At 72.3% G+C, this 20,986-nt stretch carries 17 protein-coding genes and 1 riboswitch; of the genes, 5 read left to right on the top strand and 12 right to left on the bottom strand.

The window, feature by feature from the left end:
- Window positions 1–23: 23 nt before the first annotated feature.
- The 7 genes from AB0J42_RS24350 to AB0J42_RS24380 form a co-directional block, all read right to left on the bottom strand.
- The gene (locus AB0J42_RS24350) at window positions 24–749 is read right to left on the bottom strand and encodes a cobalt-precorrin-6A reductase (RefSeq protein WP_364298102.1); all 726 of its coding nucleotides are present in this window, start codon (window positions 747–749) and stop codon (window positions 24–26) included.
- Window positions 746–2,227: a cobyric acid synthase gene (locus AB0J42_RS24355; protein WP_364298104.1), complete on the bottom strand. Its 1,482-nt coding sequence runs from the start codon at window positions 2,225–2,227 to the stop codon at window positions 746–748. Before AB0J42_RS24355 ends, AB0J42_RS24350 begins: the two co-directional genes overlap by 4 nt.
- Complete coding sequence (gene cobF, locus AB0J42_RS24360) at window positions 2,224–3,012, bottom strand: precorrin-6A synthase (deacetylating) (RefSeq protein ID WP_364298106.1); 789 nt, start codon at window positions 3,010–3,012, stop codon at window positions 2,224–2,226. The genes AB0J42_RS24355 and cobF overlap by 4 nt, the downstream gene beginning before the upstream one ends.
- Window positions 2,990–6,598: a cobaltochelatase subunit CobN gene (gene cobN / locus AB0J42_RS24365; RefSeq protein ID WP_364298108.1), complete on the bottom strand. Its 3,609-nt coding sequence runs from the start codon at window positions 6,596–6,598 to the stop codon at window positions 2,990–2,992. Before cobN ends, cobF begins: the two co-directional genes overlap by 23 nt.
- A gap of 35 nt (window positions 6,599–6,633) precedes the next feature.
- Window positions 6,634–6,749, bottom strand: a riboswitch (cobalamin riboswitch).
- A gap of 38 nt (window positions 6,750–6,787) precedes the next feature.
- Entirely contained in the window at window positions 6,788–7,753 is a 966-nt protein-coding gene (locus tag AB0J42_RS24370) for a M56 family metallopeptidase (RefSeq protein WP_364298110.1), read from the bottom strand.
- Window positions 7,750–8,118, bottom strand: coding sequence for a BlaI/MecI/CopY family transcriptional regulator (locus AB0J42_RS24375; RefSeq protein ID WP_364298112.1), 369 nt, complete (start codon window positions 8,116–8,118; stop codon window positions 7,750–7,752). The genes AB0J42_RS24370 and AB0J42_RS24375 overlap by 4 nt, the downstream gene beginning before the upstream one ends.
- The gene (locus AB0J42_RS24380) at window positions 8,115–8,624 is read right to left on the bottom strand and encodes a hypothetical protein (RefSeq protein WP_364298114.1); all 510 of its coding nucleotides are present in this window, start codon (window positions 8,622–8,624) and stop codon (window positions 8,115–8,117) included. The genes AB0J42_RS24375 and AB0J42_RS24380 overlap by 4 nt, the downstream gene beginning before the upstream one ends.
- 94 nt (window positions 8,625–8,718) lie before the next feature.
- Between AB0J42_RS24380 and AB0J42_RS24385 the strand changes: the two genes are divergently transcribed.
- Together AB0J42_RS24385 and AB0J42_RS24390 are read left to right on the top strand one after the other, a co-directional pair.
- A complete protein-coding gene (locus AB0J42_RS24385) occupies window positions 8,719–9,438 on the top strand; it encodes a thioredoxin domain-containing protein (protein ID WP_364298116.1) in 720 nt (239 codons plus the stop codon).
- 5 nt (window positions 9,439–9,443) lie between these two features.
- On the top strand, window positions 9,444–10,262 hold the full coding sequence (locus tag AB0J42_RS24390; RefSeq protein ID WP_364298254.1) for a cytochrome c biogenesis protein CcdA: 819 nt from the start codon (window positions 9,444–9,446) through the stop codon (window positions 10,260–10,262).
- 9 nt (window positions 10,263–10,271) lie between these two features.
- Here the strand turns inward: AB0J42_RS24390 and AB0J42_RS24395 are convergent, their stop codons facing one another.
- The 5 genes from AB0J42_RS24395 to AB0J42_RS24415 all read right to left on the bottom strand — a co-directional run bounded on the left by AB0J42_RS24395 (window position 10,272) and on the right by AB0J42_RS24415 (window position 17,195).
- A complete protein-coding gene (locus AB0J42_RS24395; protein WP_364298118.1) occupies window positions 10,272–11,501 on the bottom strand; it encodes an aminotransferase class III-fold pyridoxal phosphate-dependent enzyme in 1,230 nt (409 codons plus the stop codon).
- Between the two features lie 63 nt (window positions 11,502–11,564).
- Complete coding sequence (locus tag AB0J42_RS24400; RefSeq protein WP_364298120.1) at window positions 11,565–14,060, bottom strand: ATP-binding cassette domain-containing protein; 2,496 nt, start codon at window positions 14,058–14,060, stop codon at window positions 11,565–11,567.
- A gap of 69 nt (window positions 14,061–14,129) precedes the next feature.
- Window positions 14,130–15,299 (bottom strand): substrate-binding domain-containing protein, encoded by a 1,170-nt coding sequence (locus AB0J42_RS24405; RefSeq protein WP_364298122.1) that lies wholly within the window; start codon window positions 15,297–15,299, stop codon window positions 14,130–14,132.
- Window positions 15,300–15,367: 68 nt separating this feature from the next.
- Window positions 15,368–16,396 carry an ABC transporter permease gene (locus AB0J42_RS24410; RefSeq protein ID WP_364298124.1) on the bottom strand — a complete coding sequence of 343 codons (1,029 nt, stop codon included), beginning with the start codon at window positions 16,394–16,396 and terminating at the stop codon, window positions 15,368–15,370.
- Window positions 16,397–16,439: 43 nt separating this feature from the next.
- On the bottom strand, window positions 16,440–17,195 hold the full coding sequence (locus tag AB0J42_RS24415; RefSeq protein ID WP_364298126.1) for an SDR family oxidoreductase: 756 nt from the start codon (window positions 17,193–17,195) through the stop codon (window positions 16,440–16,442).
- A 147-nt stretch (window positions 17,196–17,342) separates the two neighbouring features.
- On the opposite strand from AB0J42_RS24415, the gene AB0J42_RS24420 reads away from it, so the two are divergent.
- Genes AB0J42_RS24420 through AB0J42_RS24430 form a run of 3 tightly spaced genes read left to right on the top strand, consistent with a single transcriptional unit; the run spans window position 17,343 to window position 20,951 of the window.
- Entirely contained in the window at window positions 17,343–18,206 is an 864-nt protein-coding gene (locus AB0J42_RS24420; protein ID WP_364298128.1) for a carbon-nitrogen hydrolase family protein, read from the top strand.
- Between the two features lie 29 nt (window positions 18,207–18,235).
- Window positions 18,236–19,210: a cyclase family protein gene (locus AB0J42_RS24425; protein ID WP_364298130.1), complete on the top strand. Its 975-nt coding sequence runs from the start codon at window positions 18,236–18,238 to the stop codon at window positions 19,208–19,210.
- Between the two features lie 46 nt (window positions 19,211–19,256).
- The gene (locus tag AB0J42_RS24430; protein WP_364298132.1) at window positions 19,257–20,951 is read left to right on the top strand and encodes a dihydroxy-acid dehydratase; all 1,695 of its coding nucleotides are present in this window, start codon (window positions 19,257–19,259) and stop codon (window positions 20,949–20,951) included.
- Window positions 20,952–20,986: the final 35 nt, after the last annotated feature.

Here is a 20,986-nt window from a genome sequence, read left to right on the forward strand (position 1 = left end):
ACCGCACTCGGCCGCGTTTTCGCTCAGCGGTGCGACAGTACCCAGTCGAGAGCCGGGCCCACCGCGCCGACCACCGGCGCCCTCGGGTCCGGCTCCGGCCGGGCGACCACCACGACGGGGACGCCGAGCCTGGCCGCGGCCTCCATCTTGGGCCACGTGTACGAGCCGCCGGAGTCCTTCGTGACCAGCACGTCCGAGCCATGCCCGCGCATCACCCCGAGGTCGCCGTCCAGCGTGTACGGGCCGCGACTGGTGAGAAGACGCCAGCCCGGAGGCAGCTCGATGCCGGGGGCGTCCACCACCCGCGCCAGCACGGCGGCCTCGCGCAGCGACGGCACGAACCGGGCCAGTTCCTGCCGCCCGACGGTGAGGAAGGGGCGTTCCCCGAGTTCGGCGGCGAGCTCGGCGGCCTCGTCGTGGGTGGCGGCGTACCGCCAGGACGGGTCGGGCTCCCAGCCCGGCCGCTCCAACCGGAGCAGCGGAACCCGCTCCGCGGCACAGGCCTCCACCGCGTTGGCGCTCATGCCGCGCGCGAACGGGTGGGTCGCGTCGACCACGAGACCGTAGTCCGCGAGTGCCGCGCGAAGGCCGGGCACACCGCCGAACCCGCCGATCCGCACCCGGCCCACGGGCAGCCGGGGACGTGCCACCCGCCCGGCGAGCGACGACGTGACGTCCACACCCGCGTCCACCAGAAGACGGGCCAGTTCACGTGCTTCGGCGGTGCCGCCCAGCAGTAGGACCCTCATCGCACCGCCTCCACGGTCAGGGTGGGCAGGCCGGCGGGTGCTCCCGTGCGGGCCAGCGTGAGCAGGGCGTCGACGTCGAGGTGCTCCTCGACCAGGTCGGCCAGCAGCTCCATCCGGCGTTCCCGCGCCGCCGCGAAACTCGCCCCGGAGGGCTCCAGCCCGGCGACCTCGGCGAGGAAAGCGGCCCGGAACGCATCGCCCTCCAGGGCGCCGTGCCACATCGTGCCGAAGACCAGCCCGGACCGGGCCCCGCCCAGGAACTCCTCGACGTCGCCGGCGCGGGTGACCCGCCCGTGGTGGATCTCGTAGCCGGTGACCGTCGCCCCCAGCGCTTCCCCGTACGGCAGGCGCAGCACTTTGCCGGGGTGGAACGAGGTCGTGACGGGAAGCAGCCCGAGCCCGGGGACCCGGGTGCCCGCCGGGCCCTCCACCCCGTGCGGGTCGCTGATCTCGGCGCCGAGCATCTGGAAGCCGCCGCAGATCCCGAGCAGCGGCCGGCCCGCCCGCGCGTGCGCCTCGATCGCGGCGTCCAGGCCGCGTGAGCGCAGCCACGCCAGGTCGGCGAGCGTGGCGCGGGTGCCGGGCAGCACCACCAGGTCGGCGTCGGCCAGGTCGCGCGGGGCGGAGGCGAAGACGACGTCGAGGCCGGGTTCCAGGCCGAGGGCGTCGACGTCGGTGAAGTTGCTGATCCGCGGCAGCCGGACGACCGCCGTCCGCACGCGGGCGCCGTCCGGGCCGCGCCGGCCGTCGAGGTCGAGGGCGTCCTCGGAGTCGAGCCAGAGGCCGGGATGCCACGGCAGCACGCCGTGGACGGGCCGCCCGGTCAGGGACTCCAGCCGGTCGAGGCCGGGCCGTAGCAGGGAGAGGTCGCCGCGGAACTTGTTGACGACGAAGCCCGAGATCAGCGCCTGGTCGGCGGGTTCCAGCAGCGCCACCGTCCCGAACAGGGAGGCGAACAGGCCGCCGCGGTCGATGTCGCCGACCACGACGACGGGAAGGTCCGCGTGCCGGGCGAGCCCCATGTTCACGTAGTCGCTGGAACGCAGGTTGATCTCGGCGGGACTGCCCGCCCCCTCCGCCACGATCACGTCGAACCGGGCGGCCAGGTCGTCGTAGGCCGCGTGCGCGGCCGCCGCGAGGTGGCGGCGGCCGGTGGTGAAGTCGGTCGCCGCGACCTCGCCTGCCGGCCGGCCCATCACCACGACGTGGCTGCGGCGGTCGGAGCCGGGCTTGAGCAGGACGGGGTTCATAGCGGGCTCCGGCGTCACCCGGGCGGCCAGCGCCTGCACCCACTGGGCGCGCCCGATCTCGGCGGCCGAGCCGTCGCGGGAGTGGCAGACCATCGAGTTGTTGGACATGTTCTGCGCCTTGTACGGCGCCACTGACACGCCGCGGCGGGCGAACGCCCGGCACAGCCCGGTGACCACGACCGACTTCCCGGCGTCGGAGGTGGTCCCGGCGACGAGCAGACCGCTCACGGCGCGGACCCCCTCTCCGGAGCGCGCAGGAGACAGATCTCCATCACCCAGCCCGCCTCCTCACGGGCGGCTTCCCTGGCCGCGTGGAGGCCGGGCAGCACGTCGCCCACCCGCCCGGAGAGCAGCCGCTCACCGGCCGCGCCGAGGTTGGCGCCCCACCAGATCCGCCAGCCGGGCAACTCCCGGAGGCCGTCCAGGTTCCGCTCGGAGCCGAGCATCACCACGATGTCGCGCCGGCCGTCCGCGACCGCCTCCGGCAGCCGGCGCGCCGTGGTGATGTGCACCGGCCTGCCCACCTCGTGCAGCACGATCCGGTGCCGCGCGGCCAGCACCTGCGGGGCGCTGATGCCGGGGATCACGTCCCAGGTCAGGTCCATCCGCTCGCCGAGCCGGTCGAGGATCCGCAGCGTCGAGTCGTACAGCGAAGGGTCGCCCCACACCAGGAACGCCGCCGTCCCGCCGCGGGCGGCCAGCTCCCGGGCGTACGCGTCCACGCGCGCGGCATGCCAGGCGCGCACCGCGGCGGGATAGTCGGCCGGGTCGTCGCGGTCGCGTTCCGGGTCGGCGACCTCGACCAGGTCCAGCCCGTGCTCGGCGCAGATCCGGCGGCGCACGTCCAGCAGCGCGTCGCCGTCGCCCTTGCGCGCGGCGAGCACGTAATCGGCCGCCGCCAGGGCCTGAGCGCCCTCGCCCGTCAGGTGGTGCGGGCCCATGCCGAAGCCCACCACGTGCACGTGGGTGGTCACCGCCGTCCCCCGATCGTCACGCGCCGTCTTCGAGGTCACCCTCGACCTCCAGGTAGACCCGCTGCAGCGCCTTCATCGTCTCTTCGTCCGGCTCCGCCCACAGGCCGCGCTCGGCGGCCTCGTGCAGGCGCTCCACGATGCCGCGCAGCGCCCAGGGGTTCGACCTGCGCAGGAACTCCTGGGTGGTCGCGTCGAGCACGTACGACCGGGCCAGCGACTCGTACATCCAGTCGTGGACGACCCCGGCGGTGGCGTCGAACCCGAACAGATAGTCCACGGTCGCGGCCAGCTCGAACGCGCCCTTGTAGCCGTGACGCCGCATCGCCCCGATCCAGCGCGGGTTGACCACGCGCGCCCGGAAGACCCGGTTGGTCTCCTCCTGGAGGGTGCGGGTCCGCACCGCGTCCGGCGAGGTCGAGCCGCCCACGTACGCCTTCGGATCGGACCCGGTCAGCGCGCGCACGGTGGCGATCATGCCGCCGTGGTACTGGAAGTAGTCGTCGGAGTCCGCGATGTCGTGCTCGGTGCTGTCGACGTTCTTCGCGGCGACCTTGATCCGCCGGTAGGCGGTGCGCATGTCGTCCGCAGCGGGCACCCCGTCCAGGCCGCGCCCGTACGCGAACCCGCCCCACACCGTGTAGACCTCCGCCAGGTCGCGGTCGTCGCGCCAGGTGCCCGACTCGACGGCCTGCAGGATCCCGGCGCCGTAGGAGCCCGGCTTCGAGCCGAAGATCCGCGTGGTCGCCCGGCGCGCGTCGCCGTGCCCGGCCAGGTCGGCGCGGGCGTGCGCGCGGACGTAGTTCATCTCGTCGGGCTCGTCCAGCCCGGCCACCAGCTGCACCGCGTCGTCCAGCATCGCCACCACGTGCGGGAAGGCGTCGCGGAAGAAACCGGAGATCCGCACGGTCACGTCGATGCGCGGGCGGCTCAGCTCGGCCAGGTCGATGACCTTCAGGTCGCTGACCCGCCGCGACATGTCATCCCATTCGGGACGCACCCCCAGCAGGGCCAGCACCTCGGCGATGTCGTCGCCCGCGGTGCGCATCGCGCTGGTGCCCCAGACCGACAGCCCCACCGAGGCCGGATAGCCGCCGGTCTCGTCGAGGTAGCGCCGCACCAGCGACTCGGCCATCGCCTGGCCGGTCTGCCACGCCAGCCGCGACGGGATGGCGCGCGGGTCGACCGTGTAGAAGTTGCGGCCGGTCGGCAGCACGTTCACCAGGCCGCGCAGCGGCGACCCCGACGGGCCCGCCGCGACGTAGCCGCCGTCCAGGGCGTGCAGCAGCGCGTCCAGCTCGTCGGCGGTACGGTCCAGGCGCGGCACCACCTCGGCCGCGGCGAAGGCCAGCACCTGACGGACCACCGGGTCGTCGTGCAGGGCGTCCACGGCGGAAAGGTCCCAGTTGGCCGCCTCCATCGCGGTGACGAGCGAGCGGGCCCGCTCCTCGTACAGGTCGACGGTGGCCGTCGGGGCGTCGTCGGGCAGGCCGAGCGCGGCGCGCAGGCCGGGGATCGCGTCGCCCACCCCGCCCCACACCTGGGACGCCCGCAGGATCGCGAGCACCAGGTTGACCCGGGCCTCACCGGTGGGCGCCTGGCCGAGCACGTGCAGGCCGTCGCGGATCTGCACGTCCTTGATCTCGCAGAGCCAGCCGTCGACGTGCAGCACGAAGTCGTCGAACGCGTCGTCCTCGGGGCGGTCGTCCAGGCCGAGATCGCGGTGCATCTCCGCGGCCCGCAGAAGGGACCAGATCTCGCCGCGGATGGCCGGCAGCTTCGCCGGGTCCATCGCGGCGATGTTGCCGTACTCGTCGAGCAGCTGCTCCAGCCGGGCGATGTCGCCGTACGTCTCGGCGCGCGCCATCGGCGGGACGAGGTGGTCGATGATCGTGGCGTGGGCCCGGCGCTTGGCCTGGGCGCCCTCACCGGGGTCGTTGACGAGGAACGGGTAGAAGAGCGGCAGGCTCCCCAGCACCGCGTCGGGGCCGCACGCGGCGGAGAGCGCGGCGTTCTTGCCGGGCAGCCACTCCAGCGACCCGTGCTTGCCGACGTGCACCACCGCGTGCGCGCCGAAGCCGCCGTCGGCCTCGGGGGACTCCAGCCAGCGGTAGGCGGCCAGGTAGTGGTGGGTCGGCGGCAGGTCAGGGTCGTGGTAGACGGCGACGGGGTTCTCGCCGAAGCCCCGGGGCGGCTGGATGAGCAGCGCCACGTTCCCGGCGACCAGCGTGGCCAGCACGATCTCGCCCGCGTCGTTGACGAACAGGCCGCCGGGCGGCTCACCCCACGCCTCGGCCATCCTCTCGCGCAGCGCGGCGGGGAGATCCGCCGTCCAGCGGGCGTACTGCCCGGCGCCGATCCGCACGTGGGCGCCGGTGAGGTGCCCCGCGGTCAGCCACTCCTCGTCCTGGCCGCCCGCCGCGATCAGCGCGTGGATCAGCGCGTCGCCCGCCTCGGTGTCGTCGCCGAGGTCGAGGCCCGGCACCGCGCCCGGCGGGCCCAGGTCGTAGCCGGCGTCGCGCAGCCGGCGCAGCAGGCGGACCGTGGAGACCGGGGTGTCGAGGCCGACCGCGTTGCCGATCCGCGCGTGCTTGGTCGGGTAGGCCGACAGGACCAGCGCCACCTTCTTCTCGCCGTTGGGCACCCGGCGCAGCCGGGCGTGGTTGACCGCGATCGCGGCCACCCGGCGGCAGCGCTCCGGGTCGGCGACGTAGCGGGGGAGACCGTCGGCGTCGATCTCCTTGAAGGAGAACGGCACGGTGATGATCCGCCCGTCGAACTCCGGGATCGCGATCTGGCTGGCGGAGTCGAGCGGGGTGACGCCGTCGTCGCTCGCCTCCCACTCCGCCCGGCCGCCGGTCAGGCAGAGGCCCTGCAGCACCGGGATGTCGAGGGCGGCGATCCGCTCCACGTCCCAGGTCTCGTCCTCACCGCCCGCGCTCACCGACGCGGGGACGCTGCCCCCCGCGGCGAGCACGGTGACGACCAGCGCGTCGAGAGTCCCGAGCGCCTCGAACAGGTCGTCGGGCGCGCTGCGCAGCGAACCGGCGAAGATCGGCACCCCGACGGCCTCGCCGGTCGCGTCCACGGCGTCGGCCAGCGCGTGGGCGAAGGCCGTGTTGCCGCTGGCCTCGTGGGCCCGGTAGTAGAGGACGCCGACCCGCGGCAGGGAGGCGTCGACCGGCGCGGCACGCTCGGCGAACCCCCAGGCGGGAATCGCCGCCGGCGGCTCGAACCCCTCCCCGGTCAGGAGCACCGTGTCCGACAGGAAGGCGTGCAGCTGGGACAGGTTGACCGGCCCGCCCTCGGCCAGGTAGCGGTGGGCCTGCGCCGCGACCCCGATGGGCACGGTGGACAGCTCCATCAGCTCCGCGTTCGGCTGCTGCTCCCCGCCCAGCACGACGACCGGCGTCCCGGCGGCGCGGACGTCCGCCAGCCCCGGCCACAGGTCGTGCGGCGACCCGAGCAGCCGCACGACGACGAGATCGGCGCCCGCCACACAGGCTTCGAGAGCGGCGTCGCCGTCGCGCGCCGGATTGGCCAGCGCGTATGCGGCCCCGCTGGCCCGCGCGGAGAGCAGATCGGTGTCGGACGTCGACAACAGGCACAGACGTGCGGACGCGGCCATGGCCAGGCTCCTCCTCCGGGGTTCTCGCCCCGTATAGCGGTCGGATCGCCCTCGGCCAGTATCTGGCTGCAGACCCGTACGGGCCTGATCACAGTGGCGGAACCGCCCCGGAATCTCACCGGGTTCCTGCACCGAGAGCGTGCTGGCAGCCTACGGGAGAACACCCCCCGCACGTCACCCGCCGCCTCTTCAGGCGCATCCTTGCAGCGCGGCGACGACGTACGGCACGTGCACGATGCCCGCCAGCAGCACGAGGCCGGTCAGGTAGGCGGTGGCGGCGAGGGCGGGAAGCACGCCGGACGCGCCGGTGGACGGCCGCACGAGGTGCCGGATGCGGTCCGGCCCGAGCATGTGCAGGGCGCCGTCCAGCGGGGCGGGCGCGTGTTCCCCGAGGGTGAGCAGCGCCCTGGCCAGCGCGGGGGTCCCGGCCCGTCGGCGGGCGGCGTCGTCGGCGGCGATCTCCAGGTAGTGGCCCAGCGCCGCCTGACCGGCGGCTATGAGAGGCACCCAGCTCAGATGCCGGGAGACACTGGCCATGACCGTGGTGATGAGGTGGTGGCGCTGGCTCAGATGCGCGTGTTCGTGCGCGAGGACCGCGGCCAGCTCGTCGGGCGCGAGCGCGCGCAGGGCGCCGGTGGACGCGGTGATGCCGCCGTGGCGCCGGGGCAGGGTCAGCGCGAACGGGCGCGGGTCGTCGATCACGAGGACCCGATGGCCGAGGACCGTGCGGGGCTCGCCCCGGTCACGCAGCCGCCGCCCGGTGTGCGCGGTCGCCCGGCGGCGCCGCCGGATCTCCCGTACGACCGCCACCCCCAGGACCGTGGCCGCGAGCGCGGGCAGGACGAGCAGCAGAAGGGCGGGCACGGCGGTGTAGAGGGGCGTGCCGGAGAACGGGTTCGCCGCGGCGAGGCACCGCCGGCAGACCTCGGCGGCGTGGCCGGGCAGCAGAGCCGGGCCGGAGACCACCCAGGCCAGCAGCGGCCCGAGCGCCAGCGCGGTGAACACCCACGCCAGGGTGCCGCCCGCCAGCAGCCCGGCCGCGACCCGCGGCAGGCGGGTGAGGGCGGGGGCGGCGTGCCGCAGCAGCCGGGGCCCGGCCAGCGCGGACACGGCCAGGGCCGCCACCAGGAGCACGACGAGGGCCCCCGCGGTCACGAGGTGTCTCCGTCGTCGCGCCGCCGCAGGTAGTCGCGGAGCAGGTCGAGGTCGTCGGCGGGGATTGTGTCGATGAAGTGCAGGATCGTCCCGGCGCGGTCGCGGCTGGTCTCCAGCGCGTGCCGCATCACGGACGCCACGTGCTCCTCGCGGCGTATCCGGGCCTCGTACCAGGTGGAGTGCTGCTCCCGGCGCGCGGTGACCAGGCCCTTGCGGCCGAGGTTGGTCAGTACGGTGGCGATCGTGGTGTAGGCGGGCTGCTTGGGGAGCTGGTCGATGATGCCCCGGATGGTGCGGGGTCCGTGATCCCACAGCACGTCCATCACCTGGGTCTCCAGGGCGCCCAGGCGGGGCGGCTCGCTCACCGTACGGCCTCCTCGCCCGGCACGGGGCAGGCGACCTGTCCCCGCAACCGCCACACGAGCGCGACCCCGGTCAGGGCGAGCCCCCCGAGCGCGAGGAACGGCTGCACGGGGGCGAACCAGGTGATCGCGCCCGAGTAGCCCAGGGCGAGCAGCGCGAGCTTGTTGCACACCGGGCAGCCGACCGCGAACCACGCGAGCACCCCTCCCAGGACGCCGAGCCGGCTCGTCCGCCGGTCCCTCTCCTGCCCGCTGTCCTGCACGTAGGTGGCCACCAGCATGCCGACGAGGACGGACGTGAGCACCCACACCGGATAGTTCCACCACACCGGCGGGATGTCGCGGCCGAAGAACGCGTTGGGGATCAGCACCGTCGCCAGGCCGAGGAGGAGCCCGAAGCCCGCCGCCGTACCCGCCGCGACCCACACCTGGCGGGCCGTCCAGCCCCGCAGCCCGCGCACCGCCAGCCGGACGGTCTGCGGCCACGACGAGAGGGTGAGAAACGCCATGACCCCCATCATGCACGAGACCTACTATCTTGCATAGTCGACTATGTGGCATAGTCGATCGGACTGATGTCACGCCGAAGATGGAGAAAAATCAGTGAGTACGGGAACCGGGCAGGCGGCCAAGCGGCCGTGGATCGTGCCGGTCGTCATCGTCGCCATGGCGGCACTGCTCATCGCGCTGGTGGTCGCCATGGCCCAGAGGCCCGCCCCCGTCGCGACGGCCGAGCCGTCCCCCGCGCCCACCCAGGCCTCCGGCCAGCCGGACCTCACCTCCGTCGAACGCCGCGACCCGGACGACCCCCTGGCCGCGGGCCCGGCCGACGCGCCCGTGACGCTGATCGTCTTCTCCGACTACCAGTGCCCGTTCTGCGCCCAGTGGAGCCACGAGACCCTGCCCGCGATGATGAAGCACGCCGAGGCCGGTGACCTGCGGATCGAATGGCGCGACGTGAACATCCTCGGCCCGGAGTCCGAACGCGCCGCCCGGGCCTCCTACGCCGCCGCGCTCCAGGGCAAGTTCTGGGAGTACCACAGGGCGCTCTTCAAGGACGGCAAGAAACGCGCCAAGTCCGACCTCAGCGAGGACGCCCTCATCGCGCTGGCCGGCGAGCTCGGCCTGGACACCGGCCGCTTCGGCACCGACCTGGCCGCGGACAAGACCGCCCAGCAGATCGGCGAGAACGAACGGCTCGGCCTGGAACTGGGGGTCCCCTCGACGCCGGTGTTCCTGATGGGCGGGCAGCCCATCGCCGGCGCCCAGCCCAAGCAGGTGTTCACCGACGCCTTCGAGCAGGCTCTCGCCAAGGCGCGGTGACGAGGATGGACGTCGGCCTGGTCACCGCGTTCCTCGGCGGCGCGCTCGCGCTGCTGAGCCCCTGCGCGGCCCTGCTGATGCCCGCCTTCTTCGCCTCCACCGCCGGGAGCGGCCCCCGCCTGCTCGCCCACGGCGCCGTCTTCTTCACGGGCCTGCTGCTGGTCCTGGTGCCGCTGGGCGTGGGGGCGGGTGCGCTGGGCGCCCTGTTCGCCACCCACCGGCAGGAGATCGTGCTCGCCGCCTCCGTGCTGCTGGTCGTCCTGGGGAGCGCGCAGCTGCTCGGGTTCGGTTTCGACCCGGCACGCCTGCTGCCGGGCGCGGGCGAGCTCCGCAGCCGTGCCGCCGGAGCGACCGGCATTCTGAAGACCCTGCTGCTCGGCGCGGCCAGCGGGGTCGCCGGGTTCTGCGCGGGCCCCATCCTCGGCGCGGTGCTCACCCTCGCCGCCGCCCGCGGAGACGCGGTCTCCGCCGGAGCGCTGCTGGCCGTCTACGGCGCCGGCATGGTGGTGCCGCTGCTGCTGATCGCCGCCGGGTGGCGCCGCCTCGGCGCGCGGCGCCGCCTCCTGCGCGGCCGGGCCTTCACCGTCCTCGGCCGGGAACTCCACACCACGTCCATGCTCACGGGGGCGCTCATCCTCGGCGCCGGCGTGCTGTTCTGGACCACGAACGGCCTCGTCGACGCCCCCGCACTCCTCCCCGTCGCGGCCCAGGCGTGGCTGCAGGAGCGCAGCACCCTGCTCGCCCACCCGCTCGTGGACATCCTCGCGGTCCTGGCGATCGCGGCGGCCGCGATCACCCTCTGGTCCCGCCGCCGCAGCCGGTAAACCGGCTTCTCACCCCTCGCCGAACCGGCCGCGGACCGCGCGGAAGGCCGCCTCGGTGCCGGTGAGCGCCCGGTCCACGATCTCGTCCGTGTGCGCCACGCTGACGAACCAGTTGTGCCTCGGGTGCAGGTAGACGCCGCTGTCGAGCGCCACCCGGGCGAAGTGCATCATCCGCTCAAAGTCCGTGTCGGCCAGGAACCGGAAGTAGGGCATCTGCGCGGGCCCGGTGTAGGAGATGGCGAGGCCATGCGCCTCGGCCTGCTCCACGATGCCGGTCCTGAACCGTTCGCCCGCTCGTTCCATCCTGGCGATGCCGTCCTCGTCGCGGATCGCGTGGATCGTCGCGATGGCGGCGGCCATGGGCACAGCCGCGAACCAGTACGTTCCCGTACTGAAGATGCGGGTGGCGGCGTCCCGCAGGGACTCGATGCCGAGGACCGCCGAGACCGTGTAGCCGTTGCTGACCGCCTTGCCCCAGGCGCTCAGATCGGGCTGGATGCCCAGATACTCCCAGCTCCCGCCGTAGTTCAGCCGGAAGCCGCAGCGGACGTCGTCCAGGATCAGCACCGCGTTTCTGGCGTCGCACACCTGCCGGAGCTCGCGGGCGAAGGCCGGGTCGACCAGCTCCTGATCTTCCCCGTCGTTGTGCTTGAACGGGGTGACGATGATGCCGGCCAGGTCGTCGCCGGCCTCGTCCACGGCCGCCCGCAGGCTCGCGAGGTCGTTGTACTCGAAGTACCGCAGGGCGGCGCGGTCCGACGGCAGCACCCCCGCCAGTCCGGGAGTGCACCAGGGGGCGGCCCCGTGATAGCTGCCCCGGGCCACCAGGATGATGGACCGGCCGGTGGCGGCCCGGGCGATGGTCAGGCAGGTGGTCGTCGCGTCGGTGCCGTTCTTGGCCAGGTAGGCCCAGTCGGCGTGGTCGACGACGTCCACCAGCAGTTCGGCCAGCTCCACCATTCTGGGCGAGGGGGCGTTCTGGCAGTCGGCCTGCCGTCGCTGGGCCGCCGCCGCGGCCTCGACCCCGGCGTGCTGGTAGCCGAGGACGATGGGCCCGTATCCGCAGAGCAGGTCGACGAACTCGCGCCCGTCGACGTCCCGGATCAGGGCCCCTTCGCCGTGGGCGAGGTACTGCGGGAAGTTCTCCGGGAACAGGCCCGCCCGCTGATGCCCGTACATCCCTCCTGGAATGACCCGGCGCGCCCGTTCGCGAAGCGTGGCGTCCACAGTCCCAGCCATGATCACATCGTCCTTTCCAAGGTCACACCAGAAGCAGGTCACCCTCGCGGGAGGAGATCCTCCTTACGCCGCCCGGGCCACGCGGACCTGCGAGTAGACGGCCGTCGCGGCCAGCGCCATCAGGCCGAGCATCCAGTACTGCCACGCCTGTGACATCCCGAGGAACACCGTGGTGTTCTGGATGAGCTGCAGGAGTACGACGCCGAACAGGACGCCGATGAAGCTGCCCCGGCCGCCGAAGATCGAGGCCCCGCCGAGCACGACGGCGGTGATGCTGGCCATCGTGTAGCTGACGCCCGCGGTGGGGTCGCCCACGCCGATCTGCGCCATCAGCAGCAGCGCGCCGAGCATGGTGAGCAGCGCGCTGGCGATGTAGACGACGAGGTGGACGCGGGCCACCGGGATGCCCCGGTTCCGCGCGGCCTGCTCGGAGGAGCCGGTGCCCCGCAGCCGGAGCCCCATCATCGAACGCCGGGACATCACCTCCAGCAGGATGAGGACGGCCGCGCCGGCGATCACCGCGTAGGGGATCGGGCCGATGCGCGCCCCGAGGGCCTCGGTGACGGCGCTGGAGATCGTGCCGCCGGGCGAGTCCCGCATGACCAGGGAGAACCCCTGGAGCGCGGTATAGGTGACCAAGGTGGCCACCACCGGTGTCACCCGCGCGTATCTGACCATCATGCCGTTGCTCACGCCCACGGCCGCCGCCGCGAGGATCATCAGCACCAGCCCGAGGATCCACCACCCCGCCCCGTACCCGTCGAGGACGTAGAACGAGGCGATGACCACGAGGGTTCCGCTCAGCGGGCCGACGGACAGGTCGATGCCGCCGGTGAGCATGACGATGAGCTGCCCGGCGGCGAGGAAGAGCACGGGCCCCGCCAGGCCCAGCATGCTGGCGATGTTGAACTCGGACAGGAAGCGGTCGCTCCTGGTCGCGCTCACCAGGGCCAGCAGCACGATCGCCGTCGCGAGGAACACGCTGGGCGCCTGCTCACTGGAGAGCAGGCGGCGGAATTTGTCGAACGGGCCCGCGCGCCGGGCCGACGGGGCCGACGCCGGGCCCTGGCCGGAGTTCGCCGCGGTCAGCGACGCCTCGGTGATGGCGTGCTCGGTGATCTCGTCGCCGGTCAACTCGCGGACGACCCGCCCGCGGGAGAACACTAGCACCCGGTCGCACAGCCCGGCGAGCTCGACGTTGTCGGAGCTGAGCACGACCACCGGCGTCCCCGACTCGGCGGTGGCGCGGAGCCGGTGATAGATGTCGGACCGTACGCCGACGTCGATGCCCTGGGTGGGCTCGTCGCAGAGCAGCACCTTGGGCTCCGACAGCAGCGACCGGCCGAGCACCACCTTCTGCTGGTTGCCTCCCGACAAGTGCTCCACCGCGGAGTCGGGCGAGGCCGCCTTGATGCCGAGCTGCTTGATCTCCTCGGCCACCAGCGTGTTCTCGGCCGATCCCTTGACCACTCCGGCGGTCGCGGTCTGGTCCGTGGCGGCGACGCCGAGGTTCTCCTTGACCGAGAGCTTGGTCGCGACGCCTTCGATGTGCCGTTCCTGGGGCATGAGCACCACGCCTGCCCGGCGGGCACGCCGGGGGCTGCGGAGATCCACGGGCTGGCCGTCGACGGTGACGGTGCCGCCGGTGACCGGGTCGGCGCCGCCGAGAGCGCGGATGAACTCGCGCTGCCCGTTGCCTTCCACGCCGGCTAGGCCGAGGACCTCGTTGCGGGAGAGGGTGGTGGTGATCCCCCGGAGCCGGTCCGAGCGCAGGTCGCGGACCTCCATCACGATGTCGCCGACCGAGGAGGGGCGCGGCGGGAACAGCGCGTCGATCTCGCGGCCCGCGATGCGGGTGACGATCTCCTCCTCGGTCACTTCCGAGGCGAGGAAGGTGCCGCGGATCTGCCCGTCGCGGAGCACGGTGAGACGGTCCGCCAGGGACATCACGTCGGGGAGCCGGTGGCTGATGTAGACCACGGCCATGCCGCCGGCGGCGGCCTTGCGCATCTCCTCGAAAAGCCGTTCGATCTCGGCCGCCATGAACGGCTCGGTCGGCTCGTCCAGGATCAGGACCTTGGGATCGCAGGCCAGGGCCCCGCAGATCTCTAGCGCCTGCTTCTCGGCCAGGGTCAGCCGCCCGGCCACGGCGGCGGGGTCGATGTCCATCCCCATCGGGCGCAGCCGTTCCCGGGCCCACTCCTGGGCCTCGCCGAACGACGGCCGCAGCCGCTCCGGCACGCTCAGCAGCAGGTTCTCAGTGACCGTGAGGTCGGGGAGAATCGCCGGATGCTGGAAGGCGATGGCGAGGCCCTGCTCCCGGGCGGCGATCGGGGACGACTGCCGCATCGGCTCGCCCGCGATCTCGACGGTGCCCGCGTCGGGCACCAGCGCCCCTGACGCCACCGCCATGAGCGTGGACTTCCCGGCGCCGTTACCTCCCACCAGGGCATGAATCTCGCCGGGGCGCACTTCGAAGTCGACCGCGTCGAGCGCGACGACGCCTGGGAAGCGCTTGGTCACTCCGCGGAGCACCAGGCCCGCTGTCGAATCGACCATGCGAAGGATCACTCCTCACTCGGCTCATCGCTTCCGCCGGGCGTACGCCCGGCGGAAGACGACAAGCGATCAGCTGTAGGCCTGCTTGAGCTGCTCCGGCGTGAGCTCGGAGGACAGGACAGCGCTGGCGGGAAGGTCTGGGTCACACTTCATGGGCTTGCTCTCGTCGAGCGTGTCCTCGAAAATCGGGATGTTGATGATCTCCGGCTCGTCGTTCTCGATCCCCTGGAACGCGGCGACGGCCTTGCGCAGCGCGAGACGGATGATCCAGGTACGCGCCGACACGGTCACGGCCTGGAAGGTCGGGTGCTTCTCCGCGTGCTCCTTCCACGTGCACGCGAAGCCGTTGTTGTCGTTGGCGGTCCATTTCGGCAGCGGCCGGCCGGCCTGGAGGAAGGCGCGGATGCCGCCCAGGGACGCGTCGCCCGAGTCGGTGATGACGCCGTCGATGGTCGGGTACTTGGTGAGCAGCCCGGCCACGACCTTCTGCATCTGGGCGGGGTTCCAGTTGGTGTCGATCGGCTTGCCCGGCTCGTTCAGGAGCTTGACGTTCGCGCAGTCGGAGTTCTCCTTGAGCTCCTTCTCGATGCCGATCATCTCGGTGATGCTCTGCGTGTTGCCCGGGGTGCCGCCGAGGAAGACGACGTTGCCGCCCTCCTCGCCGAGCGCCTCGCACATCCAGCGGGTCCAGGTCACCCCGTCGTTGACGGTGTTGTGGCCGACGAACGTGGTGTAGTCCTCGCCGGGCTTGCCGCCGGGGTTCGCCGTCCACGGCACCACTTGCACGCCCGCCTTGTACGCCTCACGCAGCGTCGGCAGCAGCGCCTCGCCCGCGTCGGGGAAGACCACGAGGGCGTCCACACCCTGCGCGACCAGGGCCTTGATGTCACTGATCGCCTTCTGCGGGTTGTTCTGGCCGTCGGCGTAGGGCAGCACGGTGATGTTCGGGCACTTGCTCGCCTCGTCCTCGAACTCGGCGCGGGCCGTCTTGCGGAAGGCGTTGTCGCCAGTGCCGTCCGCGAGCGCGACCTTCACCGGCTTGGTGCCGCAGAAGTCGGACATGGGACGGAGCTGGGAAACGTCACCGATCTTGGCTTCGTTGTCGTAGACGGCCTCGACAGCACTCGCGGTGCCACTTTCCGGCGTGCCCGGCCCGCCGGCGCAGGCCGTCACACCGAGGGCGAGGGCCAGGAACGCGGCCGTGCCGCGGGCCCGGAGCCGGGCTCTGGTGGACTTCATGGGGGTTCTCCTGTCTGGGGGTTACTGATAGGCAGGGCCTCTGGGGGCGGAGCCTCGCCGCGCGGCGGTCACGCGGGGTCGGGGGCGCGAGATCTCAGTCGCGTACGAAGCGAGCCCCAGGACACGCCGCGGGCCACCACGCTCAGCGCGAGGACGACCGCCTGGACGAGCAGCTGGGTGGCGGTGGACGCGCCGGCGGCGAGGACCACCTGGTCCAGCTGGGTGAGGAAGAGCGCGGCGACGGCGGTGGCGGCCAGGTTGGTGATGCCGCCGGACAGCAGGCTTCCGCCGAGCACGACCGCCGCGATGGTCGGGAGCAGGTAGGTGTTGCCGAGCAGGATGTCCGGGGTCCGCAGGTAGCCGGCGAGCAGGACTCCGGCCAGCGCGTAGCAGATGCCCGCCGCCACGTACGCGCCCATCTCGTAGGCGCCGGTGGGCAGGCCGAGCAGCCGCGCGGCTGGTCGCCCGGCGCCGACGGCGATGAACCGCCGGCCGAGCACCGTGTGCCGGACGGTCCAGTGCGCGAGCCCGACCACCACGACCGCGACCAGCAGCAGGTTCGGGATGCCGGCGACCGACCCGACCGCGAACGCGCTCAGTGCGGGGCTGGCCGAGGCAGGGAAGCCGCTGGAGACCTGCAGGACGACGCCGATGAGGATGGAGTTGACCGCCAGCGACGCCACGAACGCCGCGATGGACAGCCGGACCACGGCGAAACCGATGACCAGGCCGCCCAGCGCCCCCGCGACCAGCGCGAGCCCGACGGCCGCCCAGACCGGGACTCCCGACCCGGCGGGCAGCTTGGTGGCGAGCACCGCGGCCAGCGCCATCCCGCCGGGCACCGACAGGTCGATGCCGCCGTGGGCGACGACGAGGGTCTGCCCGAGCGCGGCGATCGCCATCACCGCCGCGAACGGAAGCATGGACAGCACCGCGGAGGCGGACAGGCTGCCGGGCGAGATGAGTGGGCTGGCGGCGAAGAGCAGCAGCGTGATCAGCCAGATGGAGGTGAAGCGACTGGCCTTCAGACGCCGCAGGTCGAGCAGTCCGCCAGGTCCGGCGTGCTCGGCCGGGGGCAAGGACGTTCGCCGAGACATTTACGAGTACCTTCCTGGAAATCTGCGGGGGACCGCGGGGCGGTCAGATGGCGGTGTAGCCGCCGTCCACGGCCATGTCCGCGCCGGTGACGAAGCTGGCGGCGGGGCTCAGCAGGAAGGCGACCACCTTGGCCACCTCGTGGGGGTCCGCCAGGCGGGCGATCGGGTGACCGGCGACGAGCCGCTGCCGGGCGGCCTCGGGGTCCGGCTGGGACCCGAGGTAGGTGGCCAGCTGCTCGGTGACGACCGATCCGGGGCTGACCACGTTGCACCGGATCCCCGCGGCGGCGTAGTCGACAGCGATCTGGCGGGACAGCTGCAACACCGCTCCCTTGGAGGCGCAGTAGGCGGACTGGCCGGGCAGGCCGACCCTGCCGGAGATCGAGGAGAGGTTGACGATCGACCCAGGCGTCCCCTGGGCGAGCATCGCGCTCACCACGTGCTTGCACAGCAGGAAGGTCCCGGTCGCGTTGACCGTCATGACCCGGTTCCAGTCGTCCAAGGTGGTGTCGACCAGCGGTTTCGCCACGATCGTGGCGGCGCAGTTGACCAGGCCGTCGATGCGGCCCCATCGGTCGACGGCCGTCTTGACGGCCTCGGCGACGGCGTCCTCGTCGGTGACGTCCAGTCCGAGTGCCAGAGCGTCGTGTCCGCTGGACCGGAGTTCGGCGGCGAGCTCTTCCACGCGGTCGGCGCGCTGATCCGTCAGGAGGACGGACGCGCCGGCAGCCGCGCACTCGCGCGCTGTCGCGGCGCCAATGCCGCCTCCGGCGCCGCTGACGATCACTATTTCGGGCACAACTGAGCCCCTCTCCCACGGAATGTCCGATTCTGGGGGGCTACACTTGCATGCAGCGTGCAGCATGTCAATGACTTGACGTGCAGCATGCAGCATGCCACTCTGCCGGGTAATTCACCCACCACCGGACATAAGGGATGGCACGTTTTGACCTGCTCACCTACCGCGAGCGGCGTCCAGGTCGGGGTCGCTCAGATCAGCGTCGACCGGACGGATGTGGACGCGAACGTCGACCGGGTCATCGAGACCCTGCGGGCCGCCGCGGCGAGCGGGCACCAGCTCGTGGTCTTCCCCGAGTGCGTGCTCACCGGCTACCTGTTCGGCTCCCGCGCCGAGACGCGCGCCGCCGCGATCAGCTCGGCTGACGCCAGGATCGGCCGCATCGTACGAGCCTGCGCGGAGCACTCCGTGCACGCGGTGGTGGGCCTGCTGGAGGACGCGGGCGAGCAGGTCTACAACTCGGCCCTGGTGCTCGGGCCCACCGGCGTCCTCGGCCGTTACCGTAAGCAGCACCTGCCCTACCTCGGCGCGGACCGGTTCGTCGACCCGGGCGCCGACGGAGCGCCCCGGGTGGCCGACACCCCCTTCGGCCGCGTCGGGGTGATGATCTGCTTCGACTTGCGCTTCCCCGAATCGGCCCGCGAGCTCGCCCTCCAGGGCGCCGACCTCATCGCCATGCCCACCAACTGGCCGATGGGCTCGGACATGCTGGCCGACCACATGACGCGGGTGCGCGCGCTGGAGAACCTCGTCTACCTCGCGGTCGCCGACCGCGCCGACTCCGAGGCCGGCACCCGCTTCATGGGCCGCAGCCAGATCATCGCCCCCACCGGCGAGGTGCTGGCCGACGCGGGCCAGGACGAAGGGCTGTTCTGGGCGGCGATCGACGTCCAGGCCGCCCGCACCAAGCGGCTCATCAGGAAGCCGGGCGAGTTCGAGCTGCCCGTGTTCGCCGGGCGCCGCCCCGAGATGTACGGCGAGCTCACCCGCCCGATGGCTCCGGGCCATTGACCGGATCGCACAGGAAGGCTGACAACACCATGTGTGGACCTGCGCTCATCAGCGAGGAGACCAGGAACAAGATCGCGGCGTACTGCGCGGAGTTCCGCGAGGTCACCCGCAGCCCCTTCGGCCCCGACGACGAGATCGGCATGCTCAACCTCATCACGCCCGAGATCTCGCGTGACGTGCTGAGCCGGGCCGACGGCGGCAGCGTCATCGACCTGTCGGTCGACTACTTCGTCGGCATGCCCTCATGGACCAAGGCCGGCGACCCGAACTTCCAGCAGTGGATGACGCACACCCCCGCCGGTACGATTCTCGACGACCTTACCGGCAAGGGTCGGGCGCAGAACGAGCTGGTCTCCTACTCGGGTGACGCGATCTCGATGTACACCCACTGCGGCACCCACATCGACACCCTCAACCACTTCGGCTACAACGGCAAGATCTGGAACGGCTTCTCCGCCGAGGACCACATCACCTCCCGGCACTGGACCAAGTGCGGCGCCGACAAGATGCCCCCCCTCATCGCCCGCGGCGTGCTGTTCGACATCGCGGCGCTGCACGACACCGACATCCTTCCCGACAACTACGGGATCGGCGAGGACGACCTGCGCGAGGCCATGCGCCGGCAGAACGTCGAGTTCCGGCCTGGCGACGTGGCGCTGATCCGCACCGGCCGGATGCGCGCCTGGCCCGAGATCGACGCCTACATCGACAACAGCCCGGGACTGAACCTGGAGGGAGCCCGGTTCCTCGCCCGGATGGGCGCGTCCGTCATCGGCGGCGACACCCTCGCCCTGGAACAGATGCCCGCCGCGGACGAGGAGAACTGGCAGGTCGTCCACACCTATCTGCTGGGGGAGGCGGGCGTCCCCATCATGGAGGTCGTCGACTGCGAGCAGATCGCGGCCCAACGGCTCTACGAATTCGCCTTCGTCGCCGCCGCCATGAAGCTGCGCGGCGCGACCGGTGCCCCCATGCGCCCGCTGGCCATGCCGTTCCGCCCGTGACACCGCCGGCCCTCATCTTCCCCACCAGCCCGACCCCGGAGGTCCCATGCCCGCCCGACCGACTGAATCGGCCATCGACCGGAACCATACGTCCTACGGCGATGACGGTTTCAGCACCTATCTAAGGCGTGCCTTCCTGGCCTCCAGCGGATACGACGACGACGCGCTCGACAAGCCGATCATCGGCATCGCGGTGACCAAGTCCGACTACAACACCTGCCACCGCGACATGCCGGCTCTGCTGAAGGCCGTCAGGCGGGGCGTCCTGGAGGCCGGCGGCCTGCCCATGGACTTCCCGACCATCTCGCTCGGGGAGATCCTGACCTCCCCGACGACGATGCTGTTCCGCAACCTGCTGGCGATGGACACCGAGGAGATGATCCGCGCCCTGCCGATGGACGCCGCGATCCTCCTCGGCGGGTGCGACAAGACGGTGCCGGCCCAGCTCATGGCCGCCGCCTCCTCCGACAAGCCGGTCCTGCTCGAAGTGGTCGGGCCGATGATGACTGGCAGCTGGAAGGGCGAGCGGCTGGGCGCCTGCACCGACTGCCGGCGCTTCTGGGGCAGGCACCGCGGCGGCGAGCTCGACACCACCGAGATCACCAGCGTCCGCAACGAACTGGTGTCGACCGCGGGCACCTGCGCCGTCATGGGCACCGCCTCCACGATGGCCTGCCTCACCGAGACCCTCGGCATGATGCTGCCCGGCGGCGCCACCCCTCCGGCCGCCACCGGCGCCCGCCTGCGGCACGGCACCGAGACCGGCCGCCGCGCCGTCGAGCTCGCCCGGTCGGGCGGCCCCGTCCCCCGCGACATCCTCACCCCGGCCGCCTTCCGCAACGCCATCCGGGTGCTCGCGGCGATGAGCGGGTCCACGAACGCGCTGATCCACCTCGTCGCCGTCGCGCGGCGGGCCGGAGTGGAGCTCACGCTCAAGGACTTCGACGTGATCGGCGCCGACGTGCCGCTCCTGGTGGACTGCAAGCCGGCCGGGTCGGGATATCTGGAGGACTTTCACCGGTCGGGCGGCGTGCCCGCCCTGCTCAAGGTCCTCGGGCCGCTACTGGAGCAGGAGACCGTCGGCGTCTCCGGCAGGCCACTCAGCGAGCTGATCGCCGACAGCCCCGCCCGCGAGGACTGGCAGACCACGATCCGCCCGCTGGACGACCCGCTCGGCGAGGCGGGAAGCCTGGCGGTGCTCCACGGCACGCTGGCCCCGGGCGGAGCGGTCATCAAGTCGGCCGCCGCGAGCCCGCACCTGATGAACCACACCGGACCGGCCCTGGTCATCGACTCCGCCCAGGACGCCCAGCGGATCCTGGACGACCCGGACCTGGACGTCACCCCCGACCACGTCCTCGTGCTGCGCAACGCTGGGCCGATCGCCTCGGGCATGCCCGAGGCGGGCGCGCTGCCCATCCCCGCCAAGCTGGCCGAGACCGGGGTCAGGGACATGGTGCGGATCTCCGACGCGCGGATGAGCGGCACCTCCTACGGCACCGTGGTGCTGCACTGCGACCCGGAGAGCGCCGCCGGAGGGCCGATCGCGCTGGTCCGCAACGGCGACCTCATCAGGCTGGACGTCGCCGCGCGCCGGCTCGACCTGCTCGTGGACGAGGACGAGCTGGAACGCCGGCGGGCCGAGTTCACCCCGCCCGAGCTGCCTGAACGGGGCTGGCGGAGGCTGTACGCGGAGACGGTCCTGCCGGCCAGTCAGGGGGCAGACCTGTCTTTCCTCTGATCAGCGGCGTAGCATGCTGCATGCCACACTTTCGT

It is taken from the genome of Nonomuraea sp. NPDC049649, from assembly GCF_040675175.1.
GTDB lineage: Bacteria > Actinomycetota > Actinomycetes > Streptosporangiales > Streptosporangiaceae > Nonomuraea.

Bases quoted from the DNA above. Each gene is read 5' to 3' on its own strand.
- AB0J42_RS24350 (WP_364298102.1), bottom strand. From the start codon at position 749: ATGAGGGTCCTACTGCTGGGCGGCACCGCCGAAGCACGTGAACTGGCC.
- AB0J42_RS24380 (WP_364298114.1), bottom strand. From the start codon at position 8,624: ATGGCGTTTCTCACCCTCTCGTCGTGGCCGCAGACCGTCCGGCTGGCG.
- AB0J42_RS24430 (WP_364298132.1), top strand. From the start codon at position 19,257: ATGCCCGCCCGACCGACTGAATCGGCCATCGACCGGAACCATACGTCC.
- AB0J42_RS24410 (WP_364298124.1), bottom strand. From the start codon at position 16,396: ATGTCTCGGCGAACGTCCTTGCCCCCGGCCGAGCACGCCGGACCTGGC.
- AB0J42_RS24395 (WP_364298118.1), bottom strand. From the start codon at position 11,501: ATGGCTGGGACTGTGGACGCCACGCTTCGCGAACGGGCGCGCCGGGTC.
- AB0J42_RS24425 (WP_364298130.1), top strand. From the start codon at position 18,236: ATGTGTGGACCTGCGCTCATCAGCGAGGAGACCAGGAACAAGATCGCG.
- AB0J42_RS24400 (WP_364298120.1), bottom strand. From the start codon at position 14,060: ATGGTCGATTCGACAGCGGGCCTGGTGCTCCGCGGAGTGACCAAGCGC.
- AB0J42_RS24390 (WP_364298254.1), top strand. From the start codon at position 9,444: ATGGACGTCGGCCTGGTCACCGCGTTCCTCGGCGGCGCGCTCGCGCTG.
- cobN (WP_364298108.1), bottom strand. From the start codon at position 6,598: ATGGCCGCGTCCGCACGTCTGTGCCTGTTGTCGACGTCCGACACCGAT.
- AB0J42_RS24405 (WP_364298122.1), bottom strand. From the start codon at position 15,299: ATGAAGTCCACCAGAGCCCGGCTCCGGGCCCGCGGCACGGCCGCGTTC.